At 66.9% G+C, this 17,478-nt stretch carries 16 protein-coding genes; 14 read left to right on the forward strand and 2 right to left on the reverse strand.

Going from position 1 to position 17,478, the window contains the following annotated elements:
• The first annotated feature begins 282 nt into the window (after positions 1–282).
• From BcFMB_RS05155 to BcFMB_RS05165, 3 genes are all read left to right on the forward strand, one after another.
• Positions 283–894, forward strand: coding sequence for an HdeD family acid-resistance protein (locus tag BcFMB_RS05155; RefSeq protein ID WP_024540300.1), 612 nt, complete (start codon positions 283–285; stop codon positions 892–894).
• A 162-nt stretch (positions 895–1,056) separates the two neighbouring features.
• Positions 1,057–1,863 (forward strand): type I methionyl aminopeptidase, encoded by an 807-nt coding sequence (map, locus tag BcFMB_RS05160; protein WP_024540299.1) that lies wholly within the window; start codon positions 1,057–1,059, stop codon positions 1,861–1,863.
• Between the two features lie 224 nt (positions 1,864–2,087).
• The gene (locus tag BcFMB_RS05165; RefSeq protein WP_099721211.1) at positions 2,088–3,383 is read left to right on the forward strand and encodes a citrate synthase; all 1,296 of its coding nucleotides are present in this window, start codon (positions 2,088–2,090) and stop codon (positions 3,381–3,383) included.
• Between the two features lie 58 nt (positions 3,384–3,441).
• Here BcFMB_RS05165 and rlmH read toward each other — a convergent pair whose 3' ends face one another.
• Positions 3,442–3,921 carry a 23S rRNA (pseudouridine(1915)-N(3))-methyltransferase RlmH gene (rlmH, locus tag BcFMB_RS05170; protein WP_024540297.1) on the reverse strand — a complete coding sequence of 160 codons (480 nt, stop codon included), beginning with the start codon at positions 3,919–3,921 and terminating at the stop codon, positions 3,442–3,444.
• A gap of 113 nt (positions 3,922–4,034) precedes the next feature.
• A complete protein-coding gene (gene dapD, locus BcFMB_RS05175; protein ID WP_024540296.1) occupies positions 4,035–5,024 on the reverse strand; it encodes a 2,3,4,5-tetrahydropyridine-2,6-dicarboxylate N-succinyltransferase in 990 nt (329 codons plus the stop codon).
• Positions 5,025–5,226: 202 nt separating this feature from the next.
• On the opposite strand from dapD, the gene BcFMB_RS09960 reads away from it, so the two are divergent.
• The 11 genes from BcFMB_RS09960 to glmS all read left to right on the forward strand — a co-directional run bounded on the left by BcFMB_RS09960 (position 5,227) and on the right by glmS (position 17,454).
• Positions 5,227–5,361: a hypothetical protein gene (locus tag BcFMB_RS09960; protein ID WP_257790230.1), complete on the forward strand. Its 135-nt coding sequence runs from the start codon at positions 5,227–5,229 to the stop codon at positions 5,359–5,361.
• A 187-nt stretch (positions 5,362–5,548) separates the two neighbouring features.
• Positions 5,549–6,679 carry a peptide chain release factor 2 gene (gene prfB / locus BcFMB_RS05185; RefSeq protein WP_099721212.1) on the forward strand — a complete coding sequence of 377 codons (1,131 nt, stop codon included), beginning with the start codon at positions 5,549–5,551 and terminating at the stop codon, positions 6,677–6,679.
• Between the two features lie 62 nt (positions 6,680–6,741).
• Positions 6,742–8,010 carry a cell division ATP-binding protein FtsE gene (gene ftsE / locus BcFMB_RS05190; RefSeq protein ID WP_099721213.1) on the forward strand — a complete coding sequence of 423 codons (1,269 nt, stop codon included), beginning with the start codon at positions 6,742–6,744 and terminating at the stop codon, positions 8,008–8,010.
• On the forward strand, positions 8,007–8,930 hold the full coding sequence (ftsX, locus tag BcFMB_RS05195; RefSeq protein WP_024540292.1) for a permease-like cell division protein FtsX: 924 nt from the start codon (positions 8,007–8,009) through the stop codon (positions 8,928–8,930). Before ftsE ends, ftsX begins: the two co-directional genes overlap by 4 nt.
• A 144-nt stretch (positions 8,931–9,074) precedes the next feature.
• Complete coding sequence (locus BcFMB_RS05200) at positions 9,075–10,508, forward strand: CHAP domain-containing protein (RefSeq protein WP_099721214.1); 1,434 nt, start codon at positions 9,075–9,077, stop codon at positions 10,506–10,508.
• Positions 10,509–10,689: 181 nt separating this feature from the next.
• Entirely contained in the window at positions 10,690–11,184 is a 495-nt protein-coding gene (gene smpB, locus BcFMB_RS05205) for an SsrA-binding protein SmpB (RefSeq protein WP_024540290.1), read from the forward strand.
• A 129-nt stretch (positions 11,185–11,313) separates the two neighbouring features.
• Complete coding sequence (locus BcFMB_RS05210) at positions 11,314–12,252, forward strand: ABC transporter substrate-binding protein (protein ID WP_099721215.1); 939 nt, start codon at positions 11,314–11,316, stop codon at positions 12,250–12,252.
• A gap of 289 nt (positions 12,253–12,541) precedes the next feature.
• Positions 12,542–13,465 carry an ABC transporter substrate-binding protein gene (locus tag BcFMB_RS05215; protein WP_099721216.1) on the forward strand — a complete coding sequence of 308 codons (924 nt, stop codon included), beginning with the start codon at positions 12,542–12,544 and terminating at the stop codon, positions 13,463–13,465.
• Between the two features lie 35 nt (positions 13,466–13,500).
• Positions 13,501–14,487 (forward strand): amino acid ABC transporter permease, encoded by a 987-nt coding sequence (locus BcFMB_RS05220; RefSeq protein WP_024540287.1) that lies wholly within the window; start codon positions 13,501–13,503, stop codon positions 14,485–14,487.
• 60 nt (positions 14,488–14,547) lie between these two features.
• Positions 14,548–15,375: an amino acid ABC transporter ATP-binding protein gene (locus BcFMB_RS05225; protein WP_024540286.1), complete on the forward strand. Its 828-nt coding sequence runs from the start codon at positions 14,548–14,550 to the stop codon at positions 15,373–15,375.
• Positions 15,376–15,561: 186 nt separating this feature from the next.
• Positions 15,562–17,454, forward strand: a complete 1,893-nt coding sequence (gene glmS / locus BcFMB_RS05230; protein WP_024540285.1) for a glutamine--fructose-6-phosphate transaminase (isomerizing) — start codon at positions 15,562–15,564, stop codon at positions 17,452–17,454.
• The last annotated feature ends 24 nt before the right edge of the window (positions 17,455–17,478 follow it).

A 17,478-nucleotide genomic window follows, 5' to 3' on the forward strand; every position in this document is an offset into this window, starting at 1 on the left:
GACCCGGCCCGGCGCGGCGGATGCCGGAAGTCCGGAACGGCCCTGCATGCGGGTGCCTCGGCGGGGTCCGCGGCGCGCCGGCCACATCCGGACCGATTTCGCCGCCGACTACGCGACAAGGGAAACAATCGCGAAAACGCGACGGCGGGACGACGCATGGGGCACACTGGAGACATGGCCGCGGGCGGATCCGCGGTCGGAACCATGTGGTCGCGGAACCCCGAATGTGCGGCGCCCGAAGGCGCGATATGCATGGGCCGCGACGGGAAGAAAGGAGTCACCATGTCCAACGTCAATGATTCGCCGAACGGCAACTGGAGCCCGTTCAGGCTCGTCGAGCAGTCGCTGCCGACCGGCGCGAAGAACGCCGTGCGCATCGCCTACGCCGTCATCGGCCTCGCCGCGCTCGCGCTCGGCATCTGCCTGCTCGTGTGGCCGGGCAAGACGCTCGTCGTCGCCTGCATCATGCTCGGCATCTACTTCCTGATCTCCGGCATCGTGCGCATCGTCAGCTCGATCGTCGAAGTCGGCCTGCCGGCCGGATGGCGCGTGCTCGGCATCCTCATCGGCATCATCCTGATCATCGGCGGCCTCGTCACACTGCGCTACACGGCGTTCTCGACGGCGACGCTCGCGATCATGTTCACGCTCATCGTCGGCATCTGCTGGATCCTGGAAGGCGTCATGGCGCTCGCCGAATCATGGTCGATGCCGAGCTCCGGCTGGGCGATCGCCTACGCGATCATCTCGATCATCGCCGGATTCGCGATTCTGTGCATGCCGGCCGCCTCGACCGTCGCGCTCATCATCTTCGGCGGCTGCGCGATGATCGTCATGGGCATCGTCGCGATCGTGCGCGCCTTCACCTTCGGACGCGTGCCGAAGCAGAACTGAGCCATATGGCCTGACGCATCCTTCACAGGCCGGTCCCGCATCGCGCGGGGTCGGCCTGCGCCATATCCGCCGCCTGAGCGCCCAATGTAAGCTGTGGGGGATAGAGTGACAGGGCAGTCGCTGCAATGATCGGCAAGCGTGACAAAAGGTGGTAGAAACTCCATGATCGAACTCAAGACCCATTCGGAAATCGAAGCGATGAAGCCGGCGGGCCGCTTCGTCGGCGGCATCCTGCATGACCTGCAGGAACGCACGAAGGTCGGCACGAACCTGCTCGAGATCGACGAATTCGTGCATCAGCGCATCGTCGACCGCAAGGGCGCGGAATCCTGCTACGTCGACTACGCGCCGGACTTCGGCACCGGCCCGTTCGCGCACTACATCTGCGTGTCCGTCAACGACGCCGTGCTGCACGGCGTGCCCTACGACTACGACCTCAAGGACGGCGACCTCGTCAGCCTCGACCTCGCGATCAGCGTCGACGGCTGGGTCGCCGACTCCGCCGTGAGCTTCGTCGTCGGCAAGGACAAGGACCCCGAGGACCTGCGCCTGATCAAGTGCACGCAGGAGGCGCTCGCCGCCGGCATCGCCGCCGCGCAGCCGGGCAACCGCCTCGGTGACATCTCGCACGCCGTCGGCGACGTCGCGCGCGCCTACGGATACCCGATCAACCTCGAGTTCGGCGGCCACGGCGTCGGCCACATCATGCACGGCGACCCGCATGTGCCCAACGACGGCAAGGCGCATCACGGCTACAAGCTGCGTCCGGGCCTCGTCATCGCGATCGAACCGTGGTTCCTCAAGACGACCGACGAGATCTACCAGGATCCGAAGGACGGCTGGACGCTGCGCAGCGAGGACGGCTCGCGCGGCGCGCACAGCGAGCACACGATCGCGATCACCGAAGGCGGTCCGATCGTGCTCACGCAGCGTGAAGGCGACCCGATCTCGGCCGAATTCAAGGGCTGATCGGCCACCGGCGCCCATCGACGGACAGGGGCCCCGCGCATCCGATGCGCGGGGCCCGTGCATTTCACGGGCGCCGCGACACCCGTTTTGAGACGGCGCGGCGCCCGCGAAATACGGATACCCTATAGTGGTCGGCAGTGCCCGGAGCCGCGCGCATGGAGCCTTTTCCGGCGGTGCGCACGCCACGGGCGGAAGGAAGCAGCGTCAGATACAGAGGAGGCGGCATGGGCGTAGCGCAGTTGCATGTGGAGTCCAACCAGTTCGAATTGCCGGTCGTGAAGGCGAGCGCGGGACCCGACGGCATCGTCATGTCCTCGCTGCGCAATGACAAATGGGTTTCGCTCGATCCGGGATTCCTGACGACGGCGCAGTGCGAGTCGAAGATCACCTACATCGACGGCGAGCATTCGATTCTGCGCTACCGCGGCTACCCGATCGAGCAGCTGTGCGAACGCTCCGACTTCCTCGAGGTCTCGTGGCTGCTGCGTCACGGCGAGCTGCCGACGCGCGCGCAGTACGAGAAGTTCGTCGACGACATCAACCACCACACGATGGTCGGCGAGGATTTCCGCACCTTCATGGGCTCGTTCCCGCGCGAGGCGCAGCCGATGAGCGTCATGGCGTCCGCCGTCAACGCGCTCGCCGCCTTCAATCCGGAGACGACCGACATCGGCGATCCCGAGCAGCTCGACGAGGCGGCGACGATCATCATGGCGAAGGCGCGCACGATTGTCAGCTACATCCTGCGCCGCCGGCGTGACGAGCCGATGCTCTACCCGGACTATGCGCGCGGCTACGTCGACGATTTCATCCGCATGTGCTTCGCCGTGCCGTATGAGCAGTTCGAATCCGACCCGCTCTACGTGCACGCGCTCGGCCGTCTGCTCATCATCCACGCCGACCACGAACAGAACTGCTCGACGTCGGTCGTGCGTATCGCCGGCTCGGCGCACGCGAACCTGTATTCGGCGGTCGCGGCCGGCATCAACGCATTGTCCGGGCCGCTGCACGGCGGCGCGAACGAGGCGGTGCTGCGCCAGCTGATGAAGATCCGCGACTCGGGCATGAGCGTGCGCGAGTTCGTCGACCGCGCCAAGCGCGACGGCGAACGCATCTCGGGTCTCGGCCATCGCGTCTATAAGTCCTACGACCCGCGCGCGGCGATCGCGAAGCACTATCTGGAGCGGATCATGGAGCAGACGGCGACGCTCAGACTGCTGCCGGGCGACGAGGAGCTCTTCGACGTGGCGCTCAAGCTCGAGGAGATCGCGCTCAACGACGACTACTTCGTCTCGCGCCACCTCTATCCGAACGTCGATTTCTACACCGGCCTGATCTACCGCGCGATCGGCTTCGGCCCATCGATGTTCACGCCGCTGTTCGCGCTGGGCCGCATCCCCGGATGGATCGCCCAGTACCGCGAGATGCTCGCCGACCCGATGACGAAGATCGGCCGTCCACGTCAGGTCTACACCGGCGAGGTGCTGCGCGACTACGTGCCGATGGACGAACGCGGCTGAGTCGTCCGTTCGTGTCCGAACGTGCGGGGCGTGCCCTCCATGGGCGCGCCCCGCACGTTCATTTGTGGTACGGCTCGTGCGCGTTGATCTTGAAGGCCCGGTAGACCTGCTCGAGCAGGATGACGCGCATCAGCTGGTGCGGGAACGTCATCTTCGAGAAGCTCAGCAGCATGTCCGCACGTCTGAGGACCCGCGGGTCGAGGCCGAGCGAGCCGCCGATGACGAACTGCAGATGGCTGACGCCGTGCAGCCCCCACTGCGCGATCTGCGCGGCGAGCCGCTCGCTCGTCAGCTGCCTGCCCTCGATCGCGAGCGCGACGACGAAGGCGTTGTCGCGCAGATGCCGGAGGATGCGCTCGCCCTCCTTCGCCTTGATCTGCTCGTTGAGCGTGTCGGAGGCGTGCTCCGGCGTCTTCTCGTCGCCGACCTCGATGACGTCGACCTTCGCGAAGCGCGACAGGCGTTTGCGGTATTCGTCGATCGCGTCGCGCAGATAGCGTTCCTTGACCTTGCCGACGCAGACGATGTCGATGTTCATGGCTTCCCCCTATATGGAAAATGCTCCTCCCCAGCGGGAATACGTCCGCGGAACCGGCACGATGACGCCGTTTCGCGAAATCGATTCCCGCTGGGGAGGAGCATTTTCCTCCGTCAGTTCCTGTGCAGCGCGTCGTTGAGCGCGATGCCGACCTTGCGCGCACGCGCCTGGACGGCGCCGGTCAGCGAGTTGCGGATGAACATGATGTTGTCCCTGCCGCTCAGCTCGGCGCCCTTGACGACGTCGAGCGCGACGCCCGCGGCCACCTTCTCCTTGTCCCACACCTCGATCTTCGTGCCGGCCGTCACGTACAGGCCCGCCTCGACGACGCAGTTGTCGCCCAGCGAGATGCCGATGCCGGCGTTCGCGCCGAGCAGCGAATGCTCGCCGATCGAGTTGCGCAGCTTGCCGCCGCCGGACAATGTGCCCATGATCGACGCGCCGCCGCCGACGTCGGAGCCGTCGCCGACGACGACGCCCTGCGAGACGCGGCCCTCGATCATGCAGGTGCCGAGCGTGCCGGCGTTGAAGTTGACGAAGCCGGCGTGCATGACCGTCGTGCCTTCGCTCAGATAGGCGCCGAGGCGCACGCGGTCGCCGTCGCCGATGCGCACGCCGCTGGGCACGACGTAGTCGAGCATGCGCGGGAACTTGTCGACCGACAGCACGTTGACGTCGGCGTGCATGCCCGGCATGCCGGCGCCGGCGTTCGCGTTCATGGCGTCGAGGCGGCGCAGCGCGAAGTCCTCGACGGCGAAGGGGCCGTAGTTCGTCCACACGACGTTGTTGAGCGCGCCGAAGATGCCGTCGAGGTTCATCGAGTTCGGCCTGACCATGCGCATGCTCAGCAGGTGCAGGCGCAGGTAGGCGTCCGCGGCGTCGGCGATCGGCCCGTCGATGTTCGCGGCCGTGAACACCGGCACGCGCTTGACGCCGCGCGCGTCGGGGCCGTCGTGCACGAGCGTGCCGAAGCCGTGCGTGCCGGCCGGTGCGGACGGCTTCGCTTCGCCCATCTCAAGTTTCGGATACCAGACGTCGAGGGTGTTGCCGGCGGCGTCGACGTTGGCGAGACCCCAGCCCCATGCCCAGCGTTCATCGGTCATGTGCGCTCCTTCAGTGAAGACGGTGCCGGCCGGCGTCGTGCCGGCCGCGCTGCCACGGCGCATCCACGCGCGCCGCGCGCTTCCCACGATACAACGGGGGATGCGCCGTGGGGCCACTGCGGCGTGCGCGGGCACGCATGGGCACGGGGCGGATGCGGCCCGGCGCGAACACGGGTTGGGTGTGCGCTACACTGTGGTTCCTGTGAGCGCCAAGAACCAGCATGAACCGGAACGTCGAGACGAGGGCGGCCATGACCTGCGCCGCATCCTCACCGTCGCCGTCATCGCGGCCATCGTCGTCGGGATGTGCGTCCCGATGGTTCTGTCCGGCCTTTGAACCTCCATGTTCCCGTGACATGGACGTCCGGGAATGCATGTCCGTCCCGAACAGTTGGACGAGATGACAGTTCGACGAGATGACGGACGACACCGGAGCGGGGAGCGCGGAACCCCGCCTCGCGCGCCTGCTGGACGCGCGGAACGATACCGAACCCACGATTTTGTAGAGTTTTTTGAGGAGCATCATGGCAGAATTTGATTTTTCCCAGGCGATCGCCGACGCGCGCGCCAAATACGAGGAGATCGCGCTCGCGCTCGACGTCGACCGGCTCAAGCGTCAGGAGCAGGAGCTCGAGGTCGAGGCGGCCGAGCCGGGCCTGTGGGACGACCCGGAGCACGCGCAGCAGGTGACGTCGAAGCTCTCCGCCGTGCAGTCGCAGATCAAGCGGCTGTCCTCGGCGGCCTCGCGCATCGACGACGTCGAGACGCTCGTCGAGCTCGGCCGTGAGGAGGACGACGCCGACACGCTCGCCGAGGCGCAGAACGAGATCGGCTCGATCGCGAAGGACCTCGAGGACATGGAGATCCAGACGCTGATGGACGGCGAATACGACGAGCGTTCCGCCGTCGTGACGATCCGCTCCGGCGCCGGCGGCGTCGACGCGGCCGACTTCGCGCAGATGCTGCTGCGCATGTACCTGCGCTGGGCCGAACGCAACGGCTACAAGGCGAAGGTCATGGACACGTCCTACGCCGAGGAGGCCGGCATCAAGTCGGCGACGTTCCAGGTGGATGCGCCCTACGCGTACGGACGCCTGTCCGTCGAGGGCGGCACGCACCGCCTCGTGCGCATCTCGCCCTTCGACAATCAGGGCCGCCGCCAGACGAGCTTCGCGGCCGTCGAGGTCGTGCCGCTCGTCGAGGCGACCGACCACATCGACGTGCCGGACAGCGAGATCCGCGTCGACACCTACTGCGCCTCCGGCCCCGGCGGCCAGGGCGTGAACACGACCTACTCGGCCGTGCGCATCACCCACCTGCCGACCGGCATCGTCGTGACGATGCAGGACGAGCGCTCGCAGATCCAGAACCGCGCCGCCGCGATGGCCGTGCTCCAGTCCCGACTGCTCGTGCTGCGCCACGAGGAGGAGGCCAAGAAGAAGAAGGAGCTCGCCGGCGACATCAAGGCCAGCTGGGGCGACCAGATGCGTTCCTACGTGCTGCACCCGTACCAGATGGTCAAGGACCTGCGCACCGGCTACGAGACCTCGCAGACGCAGGCCGTCTTCGACGGCGACATCGACGAGTTCATCCAGGCCGGCATCCGCTGGCGCCACGAGCAGCGCCGCGAGGCCGCTGAGCAGGCTGCCGAGTAGACTTGCCGCACGGCGACCGGCGCGTCGGCGCGCAGCCGTGCGCACGATGGATTGGAGATGACATGGCGCTGATCTCGATGGACCATGTGAGCAAGATCTACCCGAATTCCACGCGTCCCGCGCTCGAGGACGTCAACCTGCGGATCGACCGCGGCGACTTCGTCTTCCTCGTCGGGGCCTCCGGCTCCGGCAAGACCTCGCTGCTGCGTCTGCTGCTGCACGAGGAGGAGGCGACCGACGGCGAGATTCGCGTCGGCGGCTACGACCTGCGCCGCCTGCCGAACCGGCAGGTGCCGCAGTACCGCCGCTCGGTCGGCATGATCTTCCAGGACTACAAGCTGCTGACGAACAAGACCGTCTGGGAGAACGTCGCCTTCGCGCTCGAGGTGATCGGCACGCCGCGTTCGGCGATCCGCTCGCTCGTGCCGAAGGTGCTCAAGACGGTCGGCCTGACCGGCAAGGAGCGCAACAAGCCGCTCGAGCTGTCCGGCGGCGAGCAGCAGCGCGTCACGATCGCGCGCGCCTACGTCAACCATCCGCAGCTGCTGCTCGCCGACGAGCCGACCGGCAACCTCGACCCGACGACGTCGCTGGGCATCATGGAGGTGCTCGACGCGATCAACCGCACCGGCACGACGATCGTCATGGCGACGCATAACGAGGAGATCGTCAACTCGATGCGCAAACGCGTCGTCGAGTTGCATAACGGCAGGATCGTGCGCGACCAGGCGGCCGGCGTCTACGATTCGGCGCTGTACTTCCCCGACGAGCAGGTCGCCGCGCAGGCGCACGACGCGATCAGCGGCGACGCGGCGATGGCGACGCGGCCGGCCGCCGACCTCGCGCACGCGGCGCGTCCGAAGAACCGCCGCGAACGCATCGAACGCGCCGAGGCGGCCGCCGACGCCGTCAACGACGTGATCGAGCACGAGTCGAGCGAGGGCATCGCGCGGCTCGCGAAGAGCGTGCACGCCGGCAAGACCGGACGCTACGGCGAGGCCTTCGCGCCGGTCGAGGAGACGCTGACGTGGGGCGGCGGACTGACGTTCGACGAGCTCGCGCAGCGCGAGGACGGCGCCGGGGCGCAGACGGCGGCGGATGCTGCCGCCGAAACCGAGATGGCGACGACCACGACGACCACGACGAACGAAACGACCGAGACGGTCATGGCGGACGGCACGACCGCGACCGAGACGACGACGGACGCGACGGGCGAGCCGCCGACGCCGCCGCTCGCACCGCCGAGGCCCCCGCAGCCGCCGAGGCCCCCGCAGGGCGGACGGCACGGCCGCGGACACGGACAGACGCATCAGCAGGAGGGCAGCCGATGAGATTGCGATTCATCCTCAGCGAGACATGGACGAGCCTGCGGCGCAACGTCCCGATGCTGCTGTCGGTCATGCTCGTGACCTTCATCTCGTTCCTGTTCATCGGCGCGTCCTTCCTCATGCAGGCGCAGATCACGAAGGCGAAGGGCGACTGGTACGACAAGGTCGAGGTCGTCGTGTGGCTGTGCCCGGACGGCACGAGCCAGTCACCGAACTGCGCGGCCGGCAAGGCCGCGACGGCGCAGCAGATCAACGCGCTGCAGGACGTCATCCAGCAGGAACTCGGCGACGACGTCTCGTCGGTGACCTACGAGAGCCCCGAGGATTTCTACAACGACTCGTTCCTCAAGCAGTACCCGAACGGCGAGTTCCAGGGGCGCACGCTCACCGCCGCCGACATGCAGGGCTCGCTGTGGCTCAAGCTCAAGAACCCGGAGAAGTACAAGGTCGTCTCCGAAGTGCTGTCGGGACGCGACGGCGTCGAGGACGTCGTCGACCAGCGGCAGATCTTCGAACCGGTCTTCGCCGTGCTCAACCACGCGACGGCGGCGACGGCGATGCTCGCGGCCGTCATGGTCGTCGTCGCCGTCATGCTCACCGGCACGACGATCCGCATGTCGGCGGCATCACGTAGCGAGGAGACCGAGATCATGCGCTTCGTCGGTGCGTCGAACTGGACGATCCGCCTGCCGTTCATCCTCGAGGGCGCCGTGGCCGCGCTGCTCGGCTCGCTGCTGTCGTGCCTGGCGCTCAGCGCCCTCGTCAAGGTCTTCATCACCGACTGGCTCGCCCAATCGGTCACCTGGATCCCGTACGTCACGCAGGGCACGGTGCTGATGATCTCGCCGATCCTCATCGTCGGCGCGATCGTATTGTCCGTCATCGCCTCGTCGGTCGCGCTCAACCGCTACCTCAAGGCCTGAGCGCGTCCCGCCGGAGCATGGCGGGGAGGAATGTGAAGAATCTGTGCGCAAAACGCATGCCGGTCGCGGCACGCCGGCATGCCCTCAGGTGGCAATGCTAGGCTTGGGTGCCGTGACTGCCGTCGAGACGTCGAAAGGTGTGCAATGACTCGAGGAACTGCAAGTCGTCCATGGATCGCGACGCTGCTCGCCGCTTCGCTGTGCGCGGTCGGATTCGCGGCGCCGGTGATCGCGCCGGTTCCGCAGGCGCATGCGGACACCTACAGCGACCTCGTCAACGCGCAGAACTCGCATCAGCAAAGCGTGCAGCGCGAGGCCGAGCTGCGCGACCAGCTCGCCGGCGTCAACAGCGACCTGGCAGACAAGGTCGTCGAACTCGACGACCTGACGAACAACCAGATCCCGGTGGCCGCCAAGGCGGTCCAGGAGGCGAACGCCGCCGCCGCGTCCGCCAAGGCCGAGGCCGAATCGGCCGCGCAGCGCCTCAAGGCCGCGCAGAAGGACAAGGAGAACCTCGAGGCCGAGATCAAGAAGACCGGCGAGGACTACGACGACGCGCACGCCGCCGTCGCACAGGTCGCCCGCGAGTCGATGCACGGCTCGGACACGTCGGACGTCATGAGCGTCATGACCGGCGCGACCGACACGAAGGAATTCATCCGCCAGATGCAGTCGCGCGACGCGTTGTCGCGCAGCGAGGCGAACGCCGCCTCCGAGGCCGCCGACGGCCTGAGCATCTCGATGAACCGCGGCGACCGCCTCAAGGCGATCGAGACGCGCATCACGAAGTACAAGTCGGACGCCGACGAGAAGTCGTCGGCCGCCCAGTTGGCCGCCGCCGACGCGCAGGCGAAGCGTGACTCGCTCGACGCGCAGCGCGTCAAGGGCGAGCAGATCCGCGCCGACCTCGAAAGCCGCAAGAGCGAACTGAGCACGGCCGCGGCGCAGCAGGCGGCCGAGACGGTCATGCTGCAGTCGCAGATCGACGCGAACAACCGCAAATACCAGGCCGAGCAGGCCGCCGAGGCCGAACATGTGCGCCAGCAGCAGGCGCAGGGCACGACGCGGCCGCCGACGAACACGAACACAGGCACGAACACCACACAGCCGACACAGCCCGTGCAGCCGAGCCAGCCGACACAGCCCGTGCAGCCGAGCCAGCCGACACAGCCTGTGCAGCCGACGCAGCCGACGCAGCCGACGCGGCCTTCGAGCGGAGGTCAGGGCACGTCGAACGGCGACTACGGCAACGCCTACGCCGCCGGCCAGTGCACCTGGTGGGCCTATGAGCGCCGCCGGCAGATGGGCATCGGCACGCCGTCCTACCTCGGCAACGGCGGCGACTGGGCGGCGAACGCGCCGCGCTACGGCCTGCGCGTCGACAACGTGCCGCAGGTCGGCGCCGCGCTGTCGTTCCTGCCAGGCCAAGAGGGCGCGTCGTCGCCGTGGGGCCACGTCGCCGTCGTCGAAAGCGTCGGCGCGAACTCGATCACGATCTCCGAATCGAACGTCGCCGGCCTGTACACGATCACATACCGCACGCTGTACAATCCGGGACGCTTCCGCTACGTGCACTGACCGCATCGTCGCACGTCGTGCCGAATCCGCCGTATCCGCCATGCGCGGGCGGCGGATTCGCGTATGCTGCGCTAATGTGGGAGGTCGGGCGGCGCGCCGCACGGCGGCCTCGGGCGGCGCGGGCATAAGGACAGACATAGGACACAGGACACGTCAAGGACGCATCACGAAAGGAGCGGCGATGGCGAAGCAGAAGAAGGTCGAGGGCGACCAGGTCGTCGCGCGCAACAAGCGGGCACGGCACGACTACGAGATCGAGGACCGCTACGAGGCGGGCATCGCGCTCACCGGCACCGAGGTGAAGTCGCTGCGCGAGGGACGGGCGTCGCTCGCCGAGGCGTTCATCAGCATCGACAAGCGCGGGGAGATCTGGCTCGAAGGCGCCAACATCCCCGAATACCTCAACGGCACATGGAACAACCACGCGCCCAAGCGCAAGCGCAAGCTGCTGCTGCACGCCGCGCAGATCGAAAAGCTCGGCCGCCAGATCCAGGCGAAGGGCTACACGATCGTGCCGCTGAGCATCTACTTCAACAAGGACGGCCGCGCGAAGGTCGAGATCGCGCTCGCCCGGGGCAAGAAGGAATACGACAAGCGCCAGGCGCTGCGCGAGGAGCAGGACAAGCGCGAGGCGCAGCGCATGCTGCGCTACCGCAACATGCATGCCCGCGGCTGACGCATATGGCCGGACATGTCCACACGTTGCACAGGCGAAACGCGTTCGTAGCATGAGGCTGCGTACGCTGTGTGCGGATTCGGGCGCGGGCCCGGACGGCATACAGCAGGGAAGACAGAGGGTACGCCTATGCAGAAGAAGAACACGTTCAGGAACCTCGCGGCGCTCGTGCTCGGCGCGTCGCTGTGCGTCGCGGCCGGCGCATGCGGCACGAGCGACGCCGCGGACGGCGGCACGAAGAACGCCGCCGGCAAGACGACGCAGGGCTACGACGTGACGAAGGTCGAGACCGTCGATGAGATCGCCGCGCTCGTGCCGGACAGCGTCAAGCAGGACGGCAAGCTCACCGTCGGCATGGACACCTCCTACGCGCCGGCCGAGTTCCTCGCCGACGACGGCAAGACGCCGGTCGGCTACGACGTCGACCTGTCGAAGACGCTCGCGAAGGTCATGGGGCTCGAAGCCCAGAACAAGGTCGCGAGCTTCGACCTGATCATCCCGGCCGTCGGCTCGAAGTACGACGTCGGCATCTCGTCGTTCACGATCACGCCCGAACGCATGGACGCCGTCGACTTCGTCAGCATGTACAAGGCGGGCTCCACATGGGTGACGAAGAAGGGCAACCCCGACGGCATCGACCCGAAGGACGTGTGCGGCCAGACGATCGCCGTGCAGACGGCCACCACGCAGGAGGAGCAGGTGACCGAGATGAACGAGCAGTGCAAGGCCGCCGGCAAGAAGGAGATCGAGGTCCTCACGAACAAGCTGCAGACCGACGTGACGACGAACGTGACGACCGGCAAGGCCTCCGCCTTCTACGCGGACACGCCAGTGTCCGGCTACGCGATCGCGCAGACCGGCGGGCAGTTGGAGAAGCTCGGCGAGGACGTCGGCGTCACCAAGCAGGGCATCGTCGTCAAGAAAGGCGACAAGCAGATGGCCGAGGCGGTGCGCAAAGCGATGCAGCATCTGATGGACGACGGCACCTACGAGGCGATCCTCGAGGAGTGGGGCGTCCAGGACGGCGCGATCGACAAGGCCGAGATCAACCCGACCGATACGAAGTGAGTCCGCCTGCATGCGGGGCCGCATATGCCCCGCACGGACGGACGACGGCGTGACGAGACACGCCGGGCGATGACATGGCGTGGTTCGCGCACAGCGCAGAACCACGCCATGCATGTTTATGCACTCGACTACATATTTATTCAGTACGACGTGTGCGGCCGCGCGAGGATCGACGTAACCGTCCCGTAGCACACGATGCACTACACTGACTGACGTATTTCGAAGGTGCGACCGGAAGCGTCAACGTCGACGGCTGCCGTCGGCATGATGATCTGAGGAGTGAGGAAGCATGTCCATGCATGGATTGAAGAGGTTCGCCGCCGCGCTCGCGGGCGCGGCGCTGCTGTTCGGCGCCGCCGCCTGCGGCACAAGCGACGATTCCGGCGACGCCGGCGCGGCGAAGCAGGGCGCCTTCGACGTCGCGAGCGTCAAGAAGGACGACGCGATCGCCGCGATGGTACCCAAGTCGGTCGCCGACAGCGGCAAGCTGACCGTCGGCATGGAGCTGTCCTATGCGCCGGCCGAGTTCCTCGCCGACGACGGCAAGACGCCGCAGGGCTACGACGTCGACCTCGCGAAGGCGCTCGGACGCGTCTTCGGCCTCGACACCGAGATCGTCTCGTCGACCTTCGACTCGATCGTGCCGTCGGTGGGCTCCAAGTACGACCTCGGCATCACGGCGATGACGATCACGCAGGAGCGCATGGACGCCGTCGACTTCGTCAGCTACTACAAGGCCGGCTCGAGCTGGGCCGTCAAGAAGGGCAACCCCGAGAACGTCAACACCGACGACCTGTGCGGCATGAAGATCGCCGTCCAGGTGGGCACGACGCAGGAGGAAGAGGCCAACGAGATCAAGGCGCAGTGCAAGGCCGACGGCAAGAAGGCCGTCGAGGTCCTGCCGAGCAAGCTGCAGACCGACGCGGCGACGGCCGTCGTCACCGGCAAGGCCGACGTGTTCTACGCCGATTCGCCGGTCGCCGGCTACGCGATCTCGCAGACCGGCGACCAGCTCGAGGAGCTGGGCAGCGCCGAAGGCGTCGTCAAGCAGGGCATCGCGATCAAGAAGGGCGACACCGAGCTCGCGAAGGCCGTGCAGGCCGGCATGCAGCATCTGATGGACGACGGCGACTACATGAAGATCCTCAAGGCCTGGGGCGTCCAGAACGGCGCGATCGACAAGGCCGAGATCGACCCGACCGACCTCGACTGAGGCCCGGGCTCATACACAACAGCTAAGGAGAGACCATGCCGCATCATGTCGAACCGGACGGTGAGGGACTGCCGATCCCGAACCGCATCTCAGCGAAGCCGGTCAGGCGCACCGGCTCGATCGTCGCCGCCGTCATCGTGGCGATCCTCGCGGCGATGCTCGTCAAGGGCCTCGTCACGAACCCGCGCTTCGAATGGAACATCGTCTGGAAGTACCTGTTCAACGAACGCGTGCTCGAAGGCGTCGGCTACACGCTGCTGCTCACCGTGATCTCGATGGTCGTCGCGATCATCCTCGCCGTGATCCTCGCGATCATGCGCAAATCGGTCAACTCGGTGCTGCGCGGCGTCAGCTGGTTCTACATCTGGTTCTTCCGCGGCACGCCTGTCTACACGCAGCTCGTGTTCTGGGGCCTGTTCGCCGTGCTCATCCCAAGGCTGTCGATCGGCATCCCGCTGACGTCGATCGAGTTCTGGAGCGTCGACTCGCAGGCCGTCATCACCGCGTTCAACGCCGCATGGATCGGCCTGGCGCTCAACGAGGCAGCCTACCTCGCCGAGATCGTACGCGCCGGCCTCGAGGCGGTCGACCCGGGACAGGCCGAGGCCGCGCAGGCGCTCGGCATGAAGCGTTCGATGATTATGCGCCGCGTCATCCTGCCGCAGGCGATGCGCATCATCATCCCGCCGACCGGCAACGAGACGATCGGCATGCTCAAGACGACGTCGCTCGTGCTCGCCGTGCCGTTCACGCTCGAACTGCAGTACGCGACGAACGCGATCGCGAACCGCATCTACAAGCCGATCCCGCTGCTGCTCGTGGCGAGCATCTGGTACCTGCTCATCACGTCGATCCTGATGGTCATCCAGTCGATGCTCGAGAAGCACTTCGGCAAGGGCTTCGAGGCGCGTCCGGTCGGCACGAAGGGCAAGCAGCCGCCGCTGCCGGGCAAGACCGAAGGCGAACCGAAGGACGACGTCGACAAGACGAACGAGGCGGCGTTCCTCGGATACAACGCCTAGCGCATGACATACGGCCGCCCGCGCGGCGGCCAACCGGACGGGAAGGACGTGACGGAAAGCATGAGTGACGAAAACAAGGACCTCGCGGAGCAGGACACGGCCGCCGAGCAGCAGGCCGCCAGACCGGGGCAGCCGGCCGTCGAGGCCAAGCAGGTGCACAAGGCCTTCGGCGACTTGCATGTGCTCAAGGGCATCGACATGAAGGTCATGCCGGGCACGGTGACGGTGATCCTCGGCCCCTCGGGTTCGGGAAAGTCGACGTTCCTGCGCCTGATCAACCAGCTCGAGACGCTCACCGGCGGCGAGATCGACGTCAACGGCGAGATGATCGGCTACAAGCGGCTGCCCGACGGCACATTGCAGACGCTCAACGACAAGGAGATTGCCGCCCAGCGCGCCAAGCTCGGCATGGTGTTCCAGAAGTTCAACCTCTTCCCGCACATGACGGCGCTCGAGAACGTCATGGAGGCGCCGGTGCACGTCAAGAAGATGCCGAAGGCGCAGGCGCGCGAGCTCGCCGTCAGGGAGCTCACGCGCGTGGGGCTCGGCGAACGCCTCGACTACTATCCGGCGCAGCTGTCCGGCGGCCAGCAGCAGCGTGTCGCGATCGCCCGCGCGCTCGCGATGAAGCCGCAGATCATGCTCTTCGACGAACCGACATCGGCGCTCGACCCGGAGCTCGTCGGCGAGGTGCTCGGCGTCATGCGCCAGCTCGCCGACGAGGGCATGACGATGATCGTCGTCACCCATGAGATCGGCTTCGCGAAGGAGGTCGCCGACCAGGTCGTGTTCATGGACGGCGGCGTCGTCGTCGAGTCCGGCGGCCCCGAGATCATCGACAATCCGAAGGAGCCGCGCTTCAAGGACTTCCTGCAGCACGTGCTGTGAGTCCTTTAGGCGGACGTGTGCCGTCGGCGGCCGTCGCCCATCGCGGGCGGCGGCCGTCTCGCGTTTTGCGTCCGGCATCCATGCATACGTCGTCAGCGGCGCGCGATGTGGACGAATCGTGGGGGAGTGGCGGGTTTCGCTGCCGGACGCATGCATTTGCGCCCTATGTCCGTTATGCTGTTGCCTATGTGTGGAATCGTAGGTTATGCAGGTAATGTGAACTCCCCGTCGATGCGGCCGCTCGAGGTGTGCCTCCAGGGTCTTGAGCGTCTCGAGTACCGGGGCTATGATTCGGCCGGCGTGGCGCTGACCGCGCCGGGCATGGAGCGGGTGGCCGTGCGCAAGAAGGCGGGGCGGCTGTCCAATCTCATCGACGACATCAAGGCCGATCCGCTGCCGGAGGCGACGGTCGCGATCGGGCATACGCGCTGGGCGACGAACGGCGTGCCGAACGATGTCAACGCGCATCCGCACGCGAGCCGTGACGGCAAGGTCGCGATCATCCACAACGGCATCATCGAGAACGCCTCGCAGCTGCGCCTCGACCTGCAGGCCGAAGGCTACCGCTTCGCGTCGAGCACCGACACTGAGGTGGCCGCCAAGCTCTTGGGCAAGATCGTCGACAACATCATCGCCGAGACCGGCGAGCCGGACCTGTTCGAGGCGATGCGCCGCCTGGGGCGCATGCTCGAGGGCGCGTTCACGATCCTGGCGATCGACTGCCGCCAGCCGGGCGTCGTCGTCGGCGCGCGTCACGATTCGCCGCTCGTCGTGGGCCTGGGCGACGGCGAGAACTTCCTTGGCTCCGACGTGGCCGCGTTCGTCGCGTACACGAAGACGGCGATGGAGATCGACCAGGATCAGGCCGTCATGATCTCGGCCGACGGCGTGAGCGTGACCGACTTCGACGGCAACCCGGTGCCCGACCCGGCCGTCTACGAGATCGACTGGGACGCATCGGCGGCCGAGAAGGGCGGTTGGGACTCGTTCATGGACAAGGAGATCCACGAGGAGCCGGCCGCCGTGCAGCGCACGTTGTTCGGCCGTCTCGACGACGAGGGCAACATCAACCTCGACGAGGTGCGCATCGACGAGCACGACTTCAGGGCGATCGACAAGATCATCGTCGTCGCCTGCGGCACGGCGAGCTATGCGGGCATGGTCGCCAAATACGCGATCGAGCATTGGGTGCGCATCCCGGTCGAGGTCGAGCTCGCGCACGAGTTCCGCTACCGCGACCCGATCCTCACGCCGCGCACGCTCGTCGTCGCGATCTCGCAGTCGGGTGAGACGATGGACACATTGATGGCGCTGCGCCACGCGCGCGAGCAGGGCTCGAAGGTCCTCGCGATCTGCAACACCCAGGGCGCGAGCATCCCCAGGGAGGCCGACGCCGTGCTGTACACGCACGCCGGCCCCGAGGTCGCCGTCGCCTCGACGAAGGCCTTCGTCGCGCAGATCACGGCCGCCTACATCCTCGGCCTGTACCTCGCCCAGCTCAAGGGCACCGTCTTCCGCGACGAGATCCACCAGACGCTCGACTCGCTCAAGGCGATGCCGCAGAAGATCCAGCAGGTGCTCGACACGCAGCCGCCGCGCGTCGCCAAGGCCGCCGAACAGCTCGCCGACGCCAACTCGTTCCTGTTCCTCGGCCGCCATGTCGGCTATCCGGTGGCGCTCGAAGGGGCGTTGAAGCTCAAGGAGATCGCATACACCTTCACCGAGGGCTTCGCCGCCGGCGAGCTCAAGCACGGCCCGATCGCGCTCGTCGACGAAGGCGAGCCGGTCGTCTTCATCGTCCCTCCCGCGCGCGGGCGCAACATCCTGCACGCGAAGGTCATCTCCGGCATCGAGGAGGTCAAGGCACGCGGCGCGTTCATCATCGCCGTCGCCGAGGAGGGCGACAAGGACGTCGAACGCTACGCCGACATCATCTTCTGGCGCCCGCAGTGCCCGACGCTGATGAGCCCACTCGTCGACGTCGTCCCGCTGCAGCTGCTCGCGATGGACATGGCCAAGCAGAAGGGCTATGACGTCGACAAGCCGCGCAACCTCGCGAAGTCGGTCACCGTCGAGTGAGCACGCCACGGCGTCACCGCTGGG

Source organism: Bifidobacterium choerinum (genome assembly GCF_002761235.1).
Classification (GTDB): domain Bacteria; phylum Actinomycetota; class Actinomycetes; order Actinomycetales; family Bifidobacteriaceae; genus Bifidobacterium; species Bifidobacterium choerinum.